The 18127-nt window shown below is 70.9% G+C and carries 14 protein-coding genes; 9 read left to right on the top strand and 5 right to left on the bottom strand.

Features of this window, described 5'->3' with window-relative positions:
- Window positions 1-33 precede the first annotated feature (33 nt).
- Both ACIQMX_RS28190 and ACIQMX_RS28195 read right to left on the bottom strand, forming a co-directional pair.
- The gene (locus ACIQMX_RS28190) at window positions 34-2325 is read right to left on the bottom strand and encodes an ATP-binding cassette domain-containing protein (protein ID WP_402482168.1); all 2292 of its coding nucleotides are present in this window, start codon (window positions 2323-2325) and stop codon (window positions 34-36) included.
- Window positions 2326-2515: 190 nt separating this feature from the next.
- Entirely contained in the window at window positions 2516-2845 is a 330-nt protein-coding gene (locus ACIQMX_RS28195; protein WP_402482171.1) for a DUF5132 domain-containing protein, read from the bottom strand.
- A gap of 535 nt (window positions 2846-3380) precedes the next feature.
- Between ACIQMX_RS28195 and ACIQMX_RS28200 the strand changes: the two genes are divergently transcribed.
- The 6 genes from ACIQMX_RS28200 to ACIQMX_RS28225 all read left to right on the top strand — a co-directional run bounded on the left by ACIQMX_RS28200 (window position 3381) and on the right by ACIQMX_RS28225 (window position 11502).
- The gene (locus tag ACIQMX_RS28200) at window positions 3381-4964 is read left to right on the top strand and encodes an ABC transporter substrate-binding protein (protein ID WP_402482174.1); all 1584 of its coding nucleotides are present in this window, start codon (window positions 3381-3383) and stop codon (window positions 4962-4964) included.
- 29 nt (window positions 4965-4993) lie between these two features.
- Complete coding sequence (locus ACIQMX_RS28205) at window positions 4994-5962, top strand: ABC transporter permease (RefSeq protein ID WP_363073756.1); 969 nt, start codon at window positions 4994-4996, stop codon at window positions 5960-5962.
- A 3-nt stretch (window positions 5963-5965) separates the two neighbouring features.
- The gene (locus ACIQMX_RS28210; RefSeq protein WP_402482177.1) at window positions 5966-7831 is read left to right on the top strand and encodes a dipeptide/oligopeptide/nickel ABC transporter permease/ATP-binding protein; all 1866 of its coding nucleotides are present in this window, start codon (window positions 5966-5968) and stop codon (window positions 7829-7831) included.
- The gene (locus ACIQMX_RS28215; protein ID WP_402482180.1) at window positions 7828-8622 is read left to right on the top strand and encodes an ABC transporter ATP-binding protein; all 795 of its coding nucleotides are present in this window, start codon (window positions 7828-7830) and stop codon (window positions 8620-8622) included. Before ACIQMX_RS28210 ends, ACIQMX_RS28215 begins: the two co-directional genes overlap by 4 nt.
- Before the next feature lie 291 nt (window positions 8623-8913).
- Entirely contained in the window at window positions 8914-9948 is a 1035-nt protein-coding gene (locus ACIQMX_RS28220; RefSeq protein ID WP_402482182.1) for a 3-oxoacyl-ACP synthase III family protein, read from the top strand.
- Between the two features lie 213 nt (window positions 9949-10161).
- Window positions 10162-11502 (top strand): glutamine synthetase family protein, encoded by a 1341-nt coding sequence (locus ACIQMX_RS28225; RefSeq protein ID WP_363073764.1) that lies wholly within the window; start codon window positions 10162-10164, stop codon window positions 11500-11502.
- Between the two features lie 236 nt (window positions 11503-11738).
- On the opposite strand, the gene ACIQMX_RS28230 is transcribed toward ACIQMX_RS28225, so the two are convergent.
- The 3 genes from ACIQMX_RS28230 to ACIQMX_RS28240 all read right to left on the bottom strand — a co-directional run bounded on the left by ACIQMX_RS28230 (window position 11739) and on the right by ACIQMX_RS28240 (window position 14541).
- Window positions 11739-12323 carry a GNAT family N-acetyltransferase gene (locus tag ACIQMX_RS28230; protein WP_402482185.1) on the bottom strand — a complete coding sequence of 195 codons (585 nt, stop codon included), beginning with the start codon at window positions 12321-12323 and terminating at the stop codon, window positions 11739-11741.
- On the bottom strand, window positions 12320-13669 hold the full coding sequence (locus ACIQMX_RS28235; RefSeq protein WP_402482188.1) for a type III PLP-dependent enzyme: 1350 nt from the start codon (window positions 13667-13669) through the stop codon (window positions 12320-12322). Before ACIQMX_RS28235 ends, ACIQMX_RS28230 begins: the two co-directional genes overlap by 4 nt.
- Before the next feature lie 287 nt (window positions 13670-13956).
- Entirely contained in the window at window positions 13957-14541 is a 585-nt protein-coding gene (locus ACIQMX_RS28240; protein WP_402482402.1) for a GNAT family N-acetyltransferase, read from the bottom strand.
- A gap of 263 nt (window positions 14542-14804) precedes the next feature.
- On the opposite strand from ACIQMX_RS28240, the gene ACIQMX_RS28245 reads away from it, so the two are divergent.
- From ACIQMX_RS28245 to ACIQMX_RS28255, 3 genes are all read left to right on the top strand, one after another.
- A complete protein-coding gene (locus ACIQMX_RS28245; protein ID WP_402482191.1) occupies window positions 14805-15704 on the top strand; it encodes an SAM-dependent methyltransferase in 900 nt (299 codons plus the stop codon).
- A 311-nt stretch (window positions 15705-16015) separates the two neighbouring features.
- A complete protein-coding gene (locus ACIQMX_RS28250; RefSeq protein WP_402482194.1) occupies window positions 16016-16915 on the top strand; it encodes a heparin lyase I family protein in 900 nt (299 codons plus the stop codon).
- Window positions 16916-16986: 71 nt separating this feature from the next.
- Window positions 16987-18075, top strand: a complete 1089-nt coding sequence (locus ACIQMX_RS28255; protein ID WP_402482197.1) for a substrate-binding domain-containing protein — start codon at window positions 16987-16989, stop codon at window positions 18073-18075.
- The last annotated feature ends 52 nt before the right edge of the window (window positions 18076-18127 follow it).

An 18127-nucleotide genomic window follows, 5' to 3' on the forward strand; every position in this document is an offset into this window, starting at 1 on the left:
GCGATCGGCGGGCGGGGCGGCTTGTTTCCGCGGTCAGGCGGCGAGTTCGCCGGCCTGCAGCTGCCAGAGGGATGCGTAGAGTCCGTGCTGGGCGAGGAGTTCGTTGTGGGTGCCCTGTTCGGCGACGATGCCGCCCTTGTCCATGACGTAGATGCGGTCGGCGTGGCGGACCGTGGAGAGACGGTGGGCGATGACGACCATCGTGCGGTCGGCCGCGAAGCCGCGCAGGGTGCGCTGGATGGCGGCCTCGGTCTCGTTGTCCACGGCGGAGGTGGCCTCGTCGAGGATCACTACCGGCGAGTTCTTGAGGATCGCGCGGGCCAGGGCGATCCGCTGCCGCTGGCCGCCGGAGAGCGCGGCACCGCGCTCACCGATCAGGGTGTCGTAGCCGTCCGGCAGTGTCGCGATGAAGGTGTGGGCCTCGGCCATGGCTGAGGCCCGGAGCACATCCTCGTCCGAGGCTCCGAAGCTGCCGTAGCGGATGTTGTCGGCGATGCTTCCGTCGAAGAGGAACGGGTCCTGCGCGACGAAGCCGATGGCGTGGCGCAGGCTGTGCCGCCGCAGGTCCCGGATGTCCCGTCCGTCGATCAGTACCCGTCCGGACTGGGCGTCCTGGAATCGCATCAGCAGTCTGGCGATCGTCGTCTTGCCGGAGCCGGTGGCGCCCACCAGGGCGGTCACCTGCCCGGCCGGGATGGTCAGCGAGAGGTCGTTCAGTGCCGTCGGCCGGCCGGGGTAGGCGAAGGTGACCTTGTCGAGGACGACCTCGCCCCGCACCTCGGCGAGGTCGAGGGTTCCGTCGCCGCCGTCGGCCTCGACGGGCAGGGCGCGCAGCCGCTGGAGCCGGTCGTACGAGGCGAGGGTGCGCTGGTACTGGTCGGCGATGCCGCCGAGCCGGCTCATCCGCATCAGCAGCATCTGAGGCAGCCCGATCAGCGGACTGAACACCTCGAACCGCAGGGATCCGTTGAGCACCGAACGTCCGCCGATCAGCAGGGTCGCCGCCATGGATGCGGTGGTGCAGGACCGGACGGTCTCGGCGTGGCGGATCGTGCTCCGGTCGGTCTGCCGGCTGCTCTCCTGGACCGACTCGCTCAGTTCGTCGATGCGTTCGGCCTCGTACTCCTCGGTGCAGAAGCTCTTGACGGTCGCACCGGCTTCGAGGGAGTTGATCACCTGGCTGCCCAGCCGAGACCGGCACTCGCCGGTGACGGCGTAGTCCGCCGCGGCCTTCTCCTGATGGCGAAGAGAAAGCCAGGCGATGAACGGGATCGGCAGGAAGGCGATCCAGGCGATCTGCGGTGCCAGCAGCAGGAACGCCGGTACCAGGACGGCCAGGCTGGTGCCGAGTTGCAGCACGTCGTTGGCCGGGCCGGCGAAGAAGGTGCCCAGCTGGCCGACGTCGTTGGTGAGCGTGCCGGCCACCCTGCTGGTCCGCTCGCCCTCCAGGTGTCCCAGTTCGAGGTGCTGTACGTGTCGGTACGTGCGGCTCCGCCACTCGTGCTCGATGTCCTGGCCGAGCCGGCGCCACTGGAGGTTCGAGGCGTACGAGAGGCCCGCCACCGCGCCGCAGGCGATGGTCACCAGTCCTGCCAGGCCCCAGAGTTGAGCGGAGGCCGTGGTCAGGCCGAGGCTCACCAGCGGAGCCGCCTCGCCCTTGATGAGGACCAGCCCGGTCCAGCCGAGGAAGGTGCCGAGCGCGATCTCCGCGGCCTGGCAGGCGACGGACAGGGCGGCAGCCCGGTAGAGGCGGCGCCGGTGCGGGCCGGTGATCTCCAGCAAGGGGTGGCCCTCGGTGCCGGGCCCGGTCGCCTCCCGGGTTGCGTCGACCGTTCCGCGCCAGGCCTTCCGCAGGATGATCGCGGTCGCCGCTGCCACCCCGCCCGCGGCCACCAGCTGCCTGCTCAGTGCCGAGCCCTTGATCAGCGCGACTCCGGCCGCGACCCCGCCGCCGACGGCGAGTACGGGACGCACGACCGTGCCGCGGTCCGCCCGGGGCGCCGGTGCTGCGCCGGGCCGCTGCGCGACGCCCGCCCTCGCCGGTTCCTCCGCCACCCGGGTGACGGTCCTGCGGATGATCCGGCCGATGTCCGTGGCGCGCAGCCGCGCATCATGCCGGACGAGTACTCCGCCGGTGACGGGGTTGGCCTGGGCCTCGGTGATCCCGGGAATGTGGCGCAGTGCAGCGGCGAGGATCTCGGCCGTCCGGGGGCGTCCGAGGACCAGCTTGACGTCCCAGCGCTGACGGCCCGGTGTGACCGAGCGCGGGCTCGCACCCCATTCCACGGAGCGGAATTCGGCGGCGGCACCCAGGAGCGATGGCATGTGTACGATCACCTGTTTGCGGAGGTCGCGGAAATACGTCACGGACGCGACGGATCACGGCGACGGAGCGAGAAATGGCGGACGGTGGATATCGACGGGCGAACGGCCTGTCAACGGCCGCCGCCGGACGCATTCCGCCGAAATCGATCGGCGTGCGCGCCTGACGGCGGCCGGTATTCCTTACGGACCGTCAGTGTGTCTTTCCGGTGGTGGTGGTGACGGCGGTCGCTCGGATCTTCGGGGTCCTCGGTTCCCCCTTGGCCCCCTGCCCGGTGGCGGGCCGGCCGTCCACGGAGTGGCCTTCGGCCTCCTCGGCGGCGATCTGGGCGGCCACCACGTCGGCGGCCACTTCGGCCGCGAGGTCGTGGATGTTCTCCCCGGCCTCCTGAGCTGCCTTCTTCACCTCCATCGCGATGCCGACGGACGCTTTGACGACTCCACCCACCAGGGGCTTGAGCAGACGTTTGGCCAATGGCGCGACGATGAGGCCGACCAGGAAAGGCGGTACTACAGGCGGCATGATGCTCCGTCCTCTCTACGCATACGTATGACAGGGAACCCGGGAGCGGCGAACACCGAAGTAGTGCACAGCCGGGCGGAAATGAAGCATTCCATCTCGTAAATCCGGGCTCATCCAGCGAATCGATTTCCCGGACCCCGGAATGCGCCGTCCGATCCCGTGATCACGGTAGTCGAGCCTCGCCCGACTGGGCCAAATGATCCCCTGTTGATTCACTCGTGCGGGTGGTGATGATCTTCCTGCGTAACCTGAATAGCGACACGCCCGACGTCATGCAGAACGATTAACTGATCGTGGTCTTGCGGGGCGTGTTATGTCCGCCCGCCGTGCGCCGTCGTGCGCCGCCGCAGAACCGGGAGCGGTGGGTGTGAGACGAGACGCGCTCACGCCCCTCGTACGGGTGAATCGAGAATCACTGTCACGGTCGTCCCCGACGGCCCCGGCCAAGCCGCCCGGCGATTAGTGACGTTCGAACATGCCTTCCGCGCACGTCAGTTGAGTCACCGTGACCAAGCCCCGGTGCGACCATGACGCCATGTTCCGACGCACTCCGCCGGTCGCCCTGGCGGCCGCTCTCTCGGTCTCGGCCGTCGCGCTGGGCGGCTGCGGCGGCGTCGCCACCTCCTCGACGAGCACCCCCCCGGTGTCCCGGGGCACCGTCAGGATCGCCGAGTCCAGCGAGACGCCGAGCTTCGACCCGTACTCCGCGTTCGGCGCCGCCCAGGCCCACTACGCCTACGACTCACTCGTCAACCTCGCCCCCGACGGCACCCTGGTCACCGGCCTGGCCTCCTCCTGGCAGGCCACCACCACCACGGCCACCTTCACCCTCCGCCCAGGCGTCACCTGTTCCGACGGGACGACCCTGAAAGCCTCGGCGGTGGCCAGGGCGCTCACCTATGCGGCGGACCCGGCCAACCAGCTGGCCGGCGCCCGGACCGTTCTCCCGAACGTCGCGTTCACCGCGATCGCCGACGACCGGAGCGGCAGCGTGTCGACGACCGCCGCCGCACCCTTTCCCTTCCTCATCCGCACCATCGGTCTGCTGCCGATCGTCTGCCCCACAGGCCTGGACCGGCCGGGTTCGCTGGACCGTGCCACCCAGGGAACCGGCCCCTACGTACTGACCCGCTACACCCCCGGCGGACCGTACGAGTTCACCGTCCGCGACGACTACTCCTGGGGCCCCGCCGGGGCGACGACGGCGCGCCCCGGTCTGCCCGCGCACATCGTCATCTCGGTGGTGCCGCAGTCCTCCACAGCGGCGAACCTGCTGCTCACCGGAGGCGTCGACATCGCGAGCGTGAGCGGGCCGGACCGCGCCCGGCTCACCGGCCACGGCCTGACCACCGCCGACGTGGCGACCGTGGTCGGGCTCACGTTCTTCAACCAGCGCCGGGGCCGGGTACTCGCCGACCGGGAGCTGCGCCGCGCCCTGGTCTCGGCCCTCGACCGCCGGGGCCTGGCCAACGTCGCCGTCGGCGGCACCGGCAGCCCCGCCACCGACTTCGGCGCCGAGGGCGCCGTCTGCCACGCCGACCTCGCCGACGCCAACCTGCCCGCGCACAACGCCGCCGAGGCCCTGCGTGCAGCCGGCTGGACCCGCTCCGCCGCCGGTCCGCTCACCAAGGACGGCCGGACGCTCCGGCTCCGCCTGATCACCAGCCCCGACCTCGGCCCGACCCTGCCCTCCGTCGCCGAGCTGATGGCCCGGGAGTGGACGGAACTCGGAGCCGAGGTCGACCTGGTGGCCGAGAGTCTGCCCGCCCTCGTCAACGCCATGTACCGGACCGCCGACTTCGACGTGGTGGTCGGCAGTACCCCCGGCTTCGCCCTGCCGGCCGGCTTCATCCCCTTCTTCTCCGGCTCCTCGCCCGCCCAGGGCCTCAACTTCGCGGGAGTGACCAACCCCGAGTACGACGCCCTGGTCGCCCAGGCACTCCGGAAGACCGACACCACCGGATGCGGCACCTGGAACCGGGCGGCCGCCGCCCTCTTCCGCTCGGCCGACGCGCTGCCGATCGCCGAAGGACGGAGCAGCGTGTACGGCTACCGAACCACCTTCGCCACCACCTTCGGCGGCAGGCTCGTTCCCACCAGCATCCGGCTCCACCAGTGACCGCCCACCTCAGCGTCCGAGGGCCCTTCATGTCCGTACCCCTGCTGCTGCGGCACCCCTGGACGGTGTTCCTCGGCCGCCGCACCGTCCGGCTGTTCCTCTCCCTCGCGTCCGTGCTCACCGCGTCCTTCGCGATGATCCGCCTCGTCCCCGGCGATCCGGTCCGGGCCGCACTCGGCGTCGACGCGGCCCCCGACCTGGTGGCCGCCCGCAGACACGCCCTCGGGCTCGACACACCCTTCCTGTCCCAGTACGGGCACTACCTCGGCGGCCTCCTGCACGGGGACCTCGGCACCTCGCTGGTCACCGGCACACCGGTCGCGGAGATGATCCGCACCCGGCTGCCGGCCACCCTGGAGATCGCCGGCCTCGCCTTCGTGGTCACCCTCGCCGTCGCCCTGCCCGGCGGCCTGCTCGCCGCCGTCCGCACCCGTGACGGCCGCCGCCCGCGCACCGAGCTGGCGTTCACCGCGGTCACCGCCGGTCTGGCCGGAGTGCCGGACTTCGTCCTGGCGGCCGGACTCACCGCGCTGCTGGCCGTCGGCCTGCCCCTGCTCCCGGTGGCCGGAGCGGCGGGCGCCGGGTCCTTCGTCCTGCCCGTCCTCGCGCTCTCCCTCGCCCCCACCGCCGTCCTGCTCCGCATCGTCCGGGTGGAAGCGCTGAAGGTGCTGAACGAGGACTACCTGCGCACCGCCCGGAGCAAACGGCTGTCTCCCGCGCGGCGTTACCTCCGGCACGCCGCGCCGAACACGGCCACGGCCGCGCTCACGGTCGCCGGCAGTCTGCTGCCCGCCCTGATCGCAGGCACCGTGCTGGTCGAGAAGGTCTTCGCCTGGCCCGGCATCGGCTCCGCCATGGCCCAGTCCGCGGTCGCACAGGACTTCCCGGTGGTCCAGGCGATGGTGCTGGTCCTGGGGACCACCGTGCTGCTCGCCGGCCTCCTCGTCGACGTGCTGCTCGCCGTACTCGATCCCCGTTCGGCCATCCGGGAGATGTGACCCATGTGCCTTCCCTCCGGCTTCCGGCGCTCGCCCCTCGCCTGGGCCACCGCGTTCATGCTGGTGTCACTCGTCGCGCTCGCCCTGGCCGGCCCGTCGGTCTGGGGCGCGGCGGCTGACCGCCCGGACCCCTCGGCCGTGCTCCGGGGCCCGTCCGCCGACCACCCCTTCGGCACCGACGGCCTCGGCCGGGACCTGCTCGCCCGGGTCCTGACGGCCACCCGGCCCTCCCTGCTGCTCGCGCTGGCGGCGGTCCTGCTCGGTGCGGGCTCGGGAGTCCTTGTCGGGGCCTGTACGGCGGTCCTCGGCCGGCGCGGCCGCCGGCTGACCGCCGGGCTGATCAACCTCCTGCTCGCCTTCCCGGCACTCCTCGTCGCGATGTTCCTCGCGGTCGTGTTCGGCGCGGGCACGGCCGGGGCGGTGCTGGCCCTCGCGGCGGCGGGCGTCCCCGGATTCGCCCGGCTCGCCCAGACACTCGCGGCGGGAGTCGCGGGCACCGACCACCTGGCCGCGGCCCGTGTCCTGGGCCTGCGCCGCCACCGGCTGCTGTGGCGGCACGTCCTGCCCAACATCGCGGAGCCGCTGCTCCTGAGCACCACCACGGCGGCGGGCACCACCCTGGTCGCCCTCTCCGGGCTGAGCTTCCTCGGACTGGGCGTCCAACCGCCCGCCTATGACTGGGGACTGCTGCTCAGCCAGGGGCTCGACCGGATCTACGCCGAGCCGCTGCCCGCGTTGGCCCCGGGGCTGGCCGTCCTCTACGCGGCGCTGACCTTCCAACTGCTCGGCGAGGCCCTGGCCGGGAGTGTCGCCCGCCGGGGCCCGGCGCCGCGCAGCCCCGCACCGGCACCCGCGCCGAGCGGCCCCGCCGAGGACGGGCTGGTCCTCCAGGTCGAGGATCTCAGCGTCGAACTCCCCACCCCGGACGGCACGATCCAGCCGGTGCGCGGCGTGAGTCTCTCGCTGCGGCCGGGGGAGGCCGTCGGGCTCGTCGGCGAGTCGGGCTCCGGCAAGTCGCTCACCGCGCTCGCCATCGCCGACCTGCTCCCTTACGGTGCCCGGGTGTCCCGGCGCACGCTGCGCCTGCTCGGGGCCGACCTCGCCGCCCTGAAGCCGAGGGAGCGGGACCGGCATCTCGCGACGGGTCTGTCGGTGATCTTCCAGAACCCGGCCTCGGCGCTCAACCCGTCCCTGCGGATCGGCACCCAGCTCACCGAGGCCGTCCGGGCCCACCGTGGTGCGAGCCGTTCGCAGGCCGCCGCGGAGGCCGCCGATGCCCTGCGCCGGGTCGCGCTGTCCCCGGCGCTGCTGCGCTCACGTCCGCACCAGCTCTCCGGCGGCCAGCGCCAGCGCGTGATGATCGCATCCGGGCTGATGACACGACCGGGGCTGATCATCGCCGACGAACCGACCACCGCGCTCGACGTGACCGTGCAGCGGCAGATCACCCGGCTTCTCACCGACATCCGGCGGGACACCTCCGCCGCGCTCCTGTTCATCAGTCACGACATCGCACTCGTGGGGGAGGTCTGCGATCGGGTCCTGGTGATGTACGCGGGCACCATCGTCGAGGCCGTGCCCGCCGACCGTCTCGCCGACGGCGCCCGGCACCCGTACACCCGGGCCCTCGTCGCCTCGGTGCCGGACCTCGCCGCCGACCGCGGCCGGCCGCTGCCGACGATCGAGGGCGCACTGCCCGACCCGCTCGTGCCCGCACCGGGCTGCCCGTTCGAGCCCCGCTGTCCGCGCCGCCGGGACCACTGCGCCGAGCAGGCGCCGCCGTGGCAGGAGTTCGATGAGACCCACCGCGTCGCCTGCTGGCATCCGGAGCCGGAGACAGCGGTCCTGCGGACGGTGGCCGCTTCATGACCCGCCTTCAGGTGACCGACCTCACCGTCCGCCACCCCGGCTCCCGCGCAGCCCTCGCCGCCGTGGACGGTGTCTCGCTGGAGATCCCGTCCGGCACCACGCTCGGGCTCGTGGGCGAGTCCGGCTCGGGGAAGTCCAGCCTGGCCGGCGCGATCGTCGGCCTCGTTCCCGTGCACGGTGGCCGGGTCCTGATCGACGGCCGGGAGGCCCGTACGCGTACCGTCCGTGACCGGCGCCGGCTCGGCCGTCGCGTCCAGGTGGTCCTCCAGGATCCGGGCACCGCGCTCGATCCCCGGATGACGGCCCGCCAGACGCTCGTCGAAGCGGCCACCGTCTTCCGCCGACTCGACCGGGCCGCCCGCAGCGAGCGCGTCAGCGAGCTGCTCGGCCTCGTGGGCCTGGACCCCCGGCTCGCCGACCGCCTGCCGCGACAGCTTTCCGGCGGCCAGCGCCAGCGGGTCTCCCTCGCCCGCGCCCTGGCGGTCGACCCCGGCCTGCTGATCGCCGACGAGATCACCTCGGCGCTCGATGTCTCGGTGCAGGCCTCCGTCCTCAACACGATCCGCGCACTCCAGCGACGGCTCGGACTCTCGGTGCTCTTCATCGGCCACAACCTGCCGGCGGTCTGCCACGTCTCCGACACCGTGGCCGTCATGCGGCACGGCCGGATCGTGGAGAGCGCCCCTACCGAGACGATCCTGCGCGCACCGCAACACCCCTACACCCGCACACTGCTCGCCTCCGTGCCGTCCTTGGGCACGTCCACGTCCACGGCTGCCGCGCATCCTTGACCGCCCGTTTCCCGGCAGAGGTACTCAAAAGGCCGATCACCGCGGTAATAGTCCTCCGCCCACGTGCGGCGCTATAAATCCTTTCCGGTTATGTGAAGTCAAGCAGTCCAATCTTTTCTCACTCTCATTGATTAGAGGGTGAACTTCACATCAGATTTCCGTGACATGATGCGGCGGCGTTGAAATATGTCGGACTTGAATGTGCCGGGCAGGTGTGAACCGGCAGGGAAAGGAATGCGATATGGGAATTCTTCGGCGAACACCGAACGCGCCCGAACGGAGGGCCGCCCAGTGACCGTCGCCCTGGACCAGCCCGTTGTCCACCAGACCGGTGCCGGCCTGTCCGTTCCCTTCGCCGTCGTCGGAACCGGAATGCACCTGCCACCGACCGTCGTCACCAATCAGGAGCTCACCCGCACCCTGGACACCAGCGACGAATGGATCACCAGTCGTACCGGTATCCGCGAACGCCGCCGTCTGGACCCGCTTCTGGCGACCTCCGACATGTGCGTCGCCGCCGCGCACCCGGCTCTGGACGCCGCGGGCATCGGGCCCGCGCAACTGGACGCGGTCATCGTCGCCACGTACACCGGGGACCAGCCGCTCCTGTCGACGGCACTGATCGTCAAGGACGCTCTCGGCGCCCACCGTGCCCTGTCCCTGGACGTCACCCAGGCCGCCTGTGCCTCCGGCATCCAGGCCATGCTGATCGCCGCCCACCTCCTGCAGAACCCCTCCATCACCACCATCCTGCTCCTCGCGGCCGACTGCGCCTCAAGGATCACCGACCCCACCGACCGCACCACCGGAGTGTTCTTCGGGGACGCCGCGGCAGCCGTGGTCCTCACCCGGGCCGACACCCGCGGAGCGGGCCTGCTCTCCTACGACCTGGGATCGCGGCTCTCCTACGACGTCCAGATCCCGGCGGGAGGCTCGCGGCTGCCCGCCAGCACCGCCACCGTGGCCGCCGGAGAGCACTACTTGTCCATGGACGGCCGCGCCGTCTGGAACGCCGCGACCACGCGCCTGCCCGAGAGCATCATCAGCGCCGCGGACCGCGCCGGCGTGCCGATCGACCAGGTCCGGCACTTCTTCCTGCACCAGGCCAACCTGAACATCCTCACAGAAGCCATGGGTGCCCTGGGCGTACCCCGTGAGCGTGCCCCCATCACCATCGACCGGCTGGGCAACACCGGATCAGCCGGCCTGTTCACCGCACTGCACACCACCGTCACCGAGGGCTCCCTCCACCCCGGAGACGTCTACGTGCTGTCCGGGATCGGCGCAGGCTTCCAGTGGGGAACCCTCTGCCTCCGGCACGCGTGACCGACTGACAGAACCGCGATGACTCGCGGGCTGTGGAGCCCGTTGAACCCCGACGACACGAGTGCCCGTGGTGCGAGCAGCCGGGCAGGCAAGGCGTCGTGTTTCAGAGGTTGCCGCCCGTCCTGTCCCACGCCCTTGCTCCGTCCGTTCACGGACGAGTGAACTCCCGGCAATCGAGGGTGCACCGCTGCCGCGAGCACAAGCATGGACGGCATGACCACCACACGCACCCGGGCTGAACGGGCCGCCCAGGCCCGGGCAGCCACAGCCCAGCTCACCGCCGACGGAATCGACGGGGTGGTGTTCGGCTGGGTCGACAACGCCGGGCTCACCCGGGTGAAATCCGTCCCGCTCGCCCAACTCGAACACGCCGCCCAGTACGGTGTCGGCGCCCTGCCCTGCTTCGACGTCTCCCTGGTGGACGACTCCTTCACCACCACGCCTTCGAGTACCGGCCCGATGGGCGACCTGCGGCTCGTACCCGACCTCGACCGGCTCACCCCGCTCGCCGCGCAGCCCGGCTGGGCCTGGGCCCCGGCCGACCGGTACACCCAGGACGGCACCCCGCACCCCGGCTGCCAGCGCGGCTTCGCCCGCCGGGCCACCGAGGCCGTCGAGCGGCGCGGGCTCTCCATGCGGGCCGGGATCGAGATCGAGTGGGTGGTGGCCGACGCCGCCGGAAACCCCGCAACCGTCGGGCCCGGGTTCGGGATGACCCGTTTCGTCGAGCACTCCGACTATCTGCGGGAGGTGCTGCGCGCCCTCACCGGGCAGGGACTGGACGTCCTCCAGCTCCATCCCGAGTACGCCGCCGGACAGTTCGAGGTCTCGGTCGCCGCCGAAGGACCGGTGGAGGCGGCCGACACCACGATGCTGGTGCGCCACACCATCCGGGCCGTATCCATCCGGCACGGTCTGCGCGTCTCGTACGCGCCCGTCTTCACCGAGGGCGAGATCGGCAACGGAGGTCACCTGCACCTCAGCCTCTGGCGAGAGGGCCGAAACCTCGGCCACGGCGGCCCCGGCCGTCACGGGCTGCACCCCGAAGCCGAGCACTTCTTCGCGGGCGTACTGGCCGAGCTGCCCGCCCTGCTCGCCCTCGGCGCGCCCAGCGCCGCGTCCTACCTGCGCCTGGTCCCGTCCCGCTTCGCCGGGGCCTACCGCTGCTGGGGCCTGGAGAACCGTGAGGCGGCGCTGCGCCTGATCGCCGGTTCCACCGCCCGGCAGGCCAACGCCGAGTTCAAGTGCTTCGACGCCACCGCCAATCCGTACCTGGAGATCGGCGGTGTGCTGGCCGCCGGACTCGCCGGTCTCGACGCCGGTCTGCCCCTTCCTCCCGAGACCCGGAGCGACCCTGCCGCCCTCGGCAGCGTCGAACGCCTCCCGGCGAACCTGCCGGAGGCAGCCGACGCCTACGAGAAGTCCGCTCTGCTGCGACAGGCACTCGGCGCGGAACTGTACGAAGCCGTACTGGCCGTGCGGCGGGCGGAGGCCGGGCTGTTCGCGACACACACCGACGCGGACCTCATCGAGGCGGTCCGCTGGCGGTACTGAGGCGCCGAGTCACGCAACGACCCGGGCCCCCGACGACTGGATGGCCCGACGGCGCGGCAGAGGACCACCAGGGCGCGCCGGGCCTGCCGCACGCTCCGTTCCGCTGCGGACCGACCGGTGTCCCGGCGCCCCGGTCGACCGCGATGGCGCCCCGAGGTTCGATGGGTGCGGCTGCTCCCCGGAGCCCCGATGACGTACGGGAATCCGAGGAGGAACGACCACGCGCCCGTGGCCGGTCAGGAAGGGCGGGACAGGGGGGCGGCTGACACGTTCGGGTCAGCCCGCTCCGGCTCCGGAAGAGGTGCCGGTGGCCGGCCCGGGTCGGCGAATTCCAGGGGCTTCGTCATGTAGAGCGCCTCGGCGCCGTAGCTCGCGGGCAGCCGGATCTCGGGCCGGGCGCGGTAGCCCAGCCCGGCCCACAGCACGTGCGAGCCGCGCACGGCGACCATGGAAAGTGTCTGGCAGGAGGCCGCGCGTGCGGCTTCCTCCACATGCTGGAGCATCCGGTGAGCCAGGCCTCTGCCGCGTGCCCGCTCGGCGATCACCAGGTCATGGGCGTGCAGATTGCTCCCATGGAACTCGCTCTCCTCGGCCACGCTCAGGGCCGGGCAGCGGAAGAGCGGGTAGGGCAGTGCGAGCAGGTAGCCGCCGAAGCCGCCCGCGTACTCCAGCACGAAGCAGGTGGAGGGCGAGGCACGGTGGCGGGAGCGCAGCGCCGTTTCTCCCTCCGACAGCCCGCTCGCCGCATAGGCGCGTTCCTCCAGAGCTACCAACTCGCCCCAGTCCTCCTCCTGGAGCAGCCGGATCCGCGTGTCGCTCATGCGCCTTCACCGTCCGGCGCCGGGCCGCCGATGCAGGTGTACGGCAGCGGCGAGAAGCCGTTGAACCCCTGGGTGGCGTAGGCGGCGGCGTACGCACCGCAGGAGTGGACCCAGACCGGGTCGCCGGAGGCGATCGTGCGGGGGACCGGCACCAGGCCGTCCTGTGCGTAGGCGTCGTCACTGTCACAGGTCGGACCGGCCACCACGGCGCTGACGAACTGCCCGTCGGGATGGGTCGGAAACTCCAGGCGGTACTGCAACTGGTCCACCTCGTACAGACCGTTGAACTTTCCGCAGCTGAGGTAGAGCCAGTCCTCTCGGCTGCCGTCGAGCCGATGGCGGGAGGTGAGCCGGGCGACGTGGGCGCGGATCGCGCCGTGATCGGCGACCAGGTGGCGGCCGGGCTCCAGCAGGAAGTCCAGCGGTGCGGCGTTGACGTCGCGCAGCCGTTCCATCCCTTCGCGGATCACCGTGAACATCTTGTCCAGCGGCGGTTCCAGTGGCCGGCCGCGCCGGTCGAGGACACCGAGGGCAGGCAGCCCGCCCCCGAGGTTGATCCGGTCCGGGACGATGCCGTGCCGGTTGAGCGTCTCCAGCAGGGCGGCCAGCGTCCCGATCGCCTCGCCCCAGGCCTCGGCCGTCATCTGCTGGGAGCCGACGTGGACGGACAGGCCGGAGGGCAACAGCCCTGAGGCCCGGGCGGCACCGAGCACCCGCAGGGCATCCTCGGGCGAACAGCCGAACTTGTTGCTCAGGCCCCACAGGGCACCGTGGCCGGTTGTCGCGAGGCGGCAGAACACCCGTGATTCAGGCGCGTGTTCGGCGATCGCGGCGACGTCCTCCACGCTGTCGGTGGCGAAGTCGCGTACGCCCAGCCGGTAGGCCTCGGCGATGTTCCGGTCGGACTTGACGGTGTTGCCGTAGTGGATCGATTCGGGGGCCGCGCCGGTGCGCAGCGCCTCGACGATCTCCTGCGGGCCGGCCGCGTCGAAGCCGGAACCGAGACGGGCGAGGTGGTCGAGCACCTCGCCGACAGGACAGGCCTTCATGGCGAACCGGATGATGACACCCGGTAGTTCGGCGCGCAGGGCGGCGAACTGCCGGCCGATGCCGTCCAGGTCGTAGATGATGGCGTCCTCGGCTGTGGCGGCGAGGGCGGCGCGCAGGGCGGGACGGGCGTGGTGCCCGGGACGGCCGTGCCTGCCGGGGTGGCGGACGGTGGACGCGTGCTCGGCGGCCGACGCCGTCAGGGCGGGGTGGCCGGTGCCGGTGCGGTCGGCCGTCCGGCGCTGCTGGGCGATGTGAAGCGTGTCGGTGGCCTGAGGCCTCACGTGCGAACTTCCCATTCAACTGGATGATCGATGCCAAGGACTTGCTGGCACCCACAGAGGAAACGAGAAGGGCACAGGTCGGTTATGACGCCCGCCCCGGCTTTCTCACCGGCGCCCGACCTGCGTCTCCGCGTGATCGCGGCCGCGCGCGAACGGACGGTGGCGACGGGAGGTTCAGTTCTCAGGGCGCTCGGACCGCCGGTGAGGGGAAAACGTTCCGGACGGCCCACAGACAGCCGATCGTGTGGGCCGTGGACGGCACGAGGGAATCGTCCCCGGACCCGGACGCTTACGGAAACGGATCAACGCCGCACTTCGCCGGGTGGCACCGGAACAGCCGACGGCTGCCACTCCCGTCTGATCAATCCGAACACCCACGAGTCGGACACCTCGCCGTTCACGACGCAGTCTTCCCGCAGCGTTCCTTCACGCATGAACCCGATCTTCTCCAGAACCCGGGCGGACGCCACGTTGCGCGTATCGGTCTCGGCCTGAACCCGATTCAGATCCAGGGTGTCGAACGCCCACACCAGCAAGGCGTGTGCGGCCTCCGTCGCATAACCGTGGCCCCACGACGCCTCGTCGAGTACATAACCCAGCGAAGCGCTGCGGTAGTCCGGGTCCCATCCGGTCAGACCGCACCAGCCGACGAAGGCCCCGTCGGAGGCACGGTCGATGGCCACCCGCGCCCCGGTGCCTTCGTCCGCCATCTTCCGGCACATCGCGATGAAGCGCTCGGCACGGGTCCGTTCGGTCCAGGGCGGGGAGTCCCAATAGCGCATCACATGGGTGCTGCTGTGCAGCGCGAACAGAGGCTCCGCCTCGGCGTCGGTGAAGGGGCGCAGCCGGAGACGAGCGGTGTGCAGTACGGGGGTGGCCAGAGTCATGCGCACCATCTTGCGTCCTTGCTGGTCGGCAGAACACCGAATATTCGAGCCCTGCCCTGCCCTGCTCTCGCGGCCGAGGCACTGCCTGCCCGAAGATCTCGCACGCCTACGAGCAGCACTGCGGCCGGGCAGACGGAGTCTGCGCAGGACACGACGGGAGAAAGGAACGGGCACAGCTGTCGGGCGGGGGCCGGCATTGCCATATCGGCCCAGGCGTTAGGTTGTTGGCCATCAATCCGGTTCGCAACGTCAAGGAGGCGCCCGTGTCCGGTGACATCCTCAGCCAGGATCCCGCAGAGCTGCGCAGCAGGATGGACAGCGGCAGGGCGCACCCGGCCCGCGTCTACGACGTCTTCCTCGGCGGCAAGGACCATTATCCCGCGGATCGCGCCGCGGCGGCCGCCGGGCTCGCCGCCAACCCGCGCGGATACCTCGACGTACGGCACAACCGCGACTTCCTGCGGCGCGCCGTCACCACGCTGACCGAGGTCGACGGCATCCGCCAGTTCCTCGACATCGGCACCGGCCTGCCGACCGCGGAGAACGTGCACCAGATCGCCCAGCGCACCGCCCCCGAGGCGCGGGTGGTCTACGTCGACAACGATCCGGTCGTCCTCGCTCACGCACGTGCGCTGCTCACCAGCGGCCCCGAAGGGCGTACGGAGTACATCGACGCCGACCTGAAGAGCCCGGAGCAGATCCTCGAACAGGCCGCACGGACCCTGGACTTCAGCCGCCCCGTCGCGCTGTGCCTGCTCGTCCTCCACTTCGTCGAGGACGAGCAGGCCTACCCGATCGTCCGCGAGCTGATGGACGCGCTGCCCGCGGGCAGCCGGCTCGTTCTCAGCCACCTCACCGAGGACCTCAACGCGGAGAACATACGCGCGGTCCAACGCACCTACACGGAGCGGGGTTTCACGTTCGTACTCCGCAACCGCAGGGACGTCGGGCGCTTCTTCACGGAGACCGGGCTGGAGCTCGCCACCCCGGGGCTCGTCCCGGTGCACCACTGGCGCCCGGACCACGCGGCCCCGGTGCCCGCACAGCCCGAGCAGTCTTATCTGGCGGGTCTCGAAGACATCGAGAAGGTCCGGTACAAGGACATCAACGACGTCACGGACGCCGACATCAACGTGTACGGGGGTCTGGGCATCAAGGTCTGACGGCCGAACCGCTCGGCCGGGAGCCAGGCACTGACCCCGGACCCATCCCTGCGCGTACCGGAGAGTGAGGGGGCGGCCGGGCAGGGGACGCCCCACTCCCGTGCCGCCCCGAACCGGGGCTCAGTTTCGTCGCCGGCCTTTCGGTTTCATTCGGAATCGTGTCAGCATGCATGTGGCTTCAGATGTGCCACTGTTCATCAAGCGATGTCGCATGGTTGTGGAGGTGCCCTCCCTGCGGTGTGACAGTGCTGGGTGGGCGCCAGGGACACCTGTGGCTGGTTCTCGCAGCCCCACGATGTCGAGGAGTGAACATGATCAAGGCGCTGAAGATATCGACCGTCCTGTGCGCGGGGGCACTGACGGTGCCCCTGCTGGTCTCGTACGCGGCAGGCGGCGAGCCGGAAGGCTCCCCGGGCGACGGCTCCGCAGCCGTGCGGTCCACCACCGAGAAGCCGAAGGCGGACGCCCCCGAGAAGCTGAGGGTGGACTACGAGAACGGAGCCCTGGACTCCGGAGTGGACGGCCTGACCACCACGCACGCGACGGCACCGGACGCCTCCGGCGTCGTGCAACCCGGGCACGGGGGCGCGTACGCGGTTCAGCACAAGGTGACGCTCGGCGACACGGGATACGAGTCCAACGGCGCGCCGCGGAGCGAGAGCGCGACGGATCTGCTTCCGTCCGGGCAGTTCGACGTCGGCGACGTGCAGCGTTACGAGTTCAGTGTGCTGCTCAAGGACTGGAAGACCTACACGGAGGGCGACAGCGAAGCGGGCGACATCGTCTTCCAGGGAAAGTACGCGGGTGGCAACGTTCCGGCGTTCTACCTCATGGCGAAGCGCAACGAGATCGCGTTCAGGTCCCCCCACCTGAACCGGCAGACAGCACTGGTGCCGGACTTCCGTCCGTACGTGAACACGTGGATGAGCTTCCGCGTGGACGCGCGCTGGACCACCGACGAGACCGGCTACTTCAAGGTATCCGTACGGCTTCCGGGGGAGTCCGGTTACACGCCTGCGGTCTCGTACGAGAACGTGCGCACCTACCAGCCCGCCAACCCGGCCGACCACGGCTACCTCAAGTGGGGGCTCTACCGGCCCTCGGAGTCGATCGGGAACGGTGACGTACCCACCCGGATCGTCCAGCACGACGACATCCGCATTCTCGACCTGCCCCAGCGGGTGGGATCCGCCGCTCCAGGCCGTCGTTGACCTTTGATTGATATCTTTTCGATGGTCGAGTGAAGAACGATGGATCACTCGTTGTCGAGAGGGGACTGAAGGTGTTGGCTAACGAGCGGCGGGAAGCGATCCTGCGTGCGGTGGAGCGCCAGGGTTCGATCACCGTGAAGGCACTGGCGGAGGAGATGGGCGTCTCCGCCGTGACCCTGCGCCAGGACGTACGGGAGCTGGCCGGTCAGGGACTGCTCAACCGTGTGCACGGCGGTGCCACGGCACTGGCCGCGGACGCTCCCGCTCCCGCCGAGCCCTCGGCCCCCGTTCCGGCACCCGCCGGGGAGAAGTACGCCGTGGGGCTGGTGGTGCCGCCGGGCGGCTACTACTACGCGGAGGTGATCCGGGGCGTCCAGAACGCGGCCCGCGCCCGCGGTGTCCGCGTCGTACTGGCCGTGTCCGGGGAGTCGCTGGCGGAGAACCAGGAGCAGGTCCGCCAGCTCGTGGCCGGCGGAATCAACAGCCTGCTGCTGATGCTGCACCCGGGCCTGCGCCCGCTGGAGGAGGCCGAGCAGTGGCTCGGCACTCTCGATGTCCCGGCCGTGCTGGTGGAACGCAGGGCCGGGATCCAGGCGGGCCGGCTGGAGCAGGTGGCCTCCGACCACGCCTACGGAGCGGCCCTCGCGGTGCGCCATCTGGCCGGGCTCGGGCACGACAAGGTGGCCCTCGTCGCCAGGATCGAGAGCCCCAACACGGCCCTGCTCAGCGTCGGTCACGCGGAGGCCGTGAAGACCATGGGGCTGGCGCCGGGGCCGGAGTTCCTCATCAGCACCACGGGTGACGCGGCTCCGGCCGACGCGCGGTTCGAAGAAGTGGTCCGGGCCGTGGAGTCCGGCGAGGTCCGGGCCGCGCTGGTGCACAACGACATCGACGCCATCGCGCTCGTCGGCATCCTGCGCGCCCGCGGTATGCGTGTGCCGGAGGATCTGGCCCTGGTCACCTACGACGACGAGGTCGCCGAGATGAGCGACGTCCCCCTCACGGCCGTCGCGCCTCCCAAGCAGGCGGTGGGGGCGTGGGCGCTGGACCTGGCGGTACGCCGGCTGTCCGACCCGGCCACCCCGCTGGCCGAGATCCTGCTCCGCCCGGAACTGCGCGTCCGCGCGTCCTGCGGAGCACAGCATCGGACCGACGCGTAGCGATGTGACGTCATATGGTGTCGTTATCAAAAAAACGAAACCATATGCATTG

This window comes from Streptomyces sp. NPDC091416 (genome assembly GCF_044756845.1).
Classification (GTDB): Bacteria; Actinomycetota; Actinomycetes; order Streptomycetales; family Streptomycetaceae; genus Streptomyces.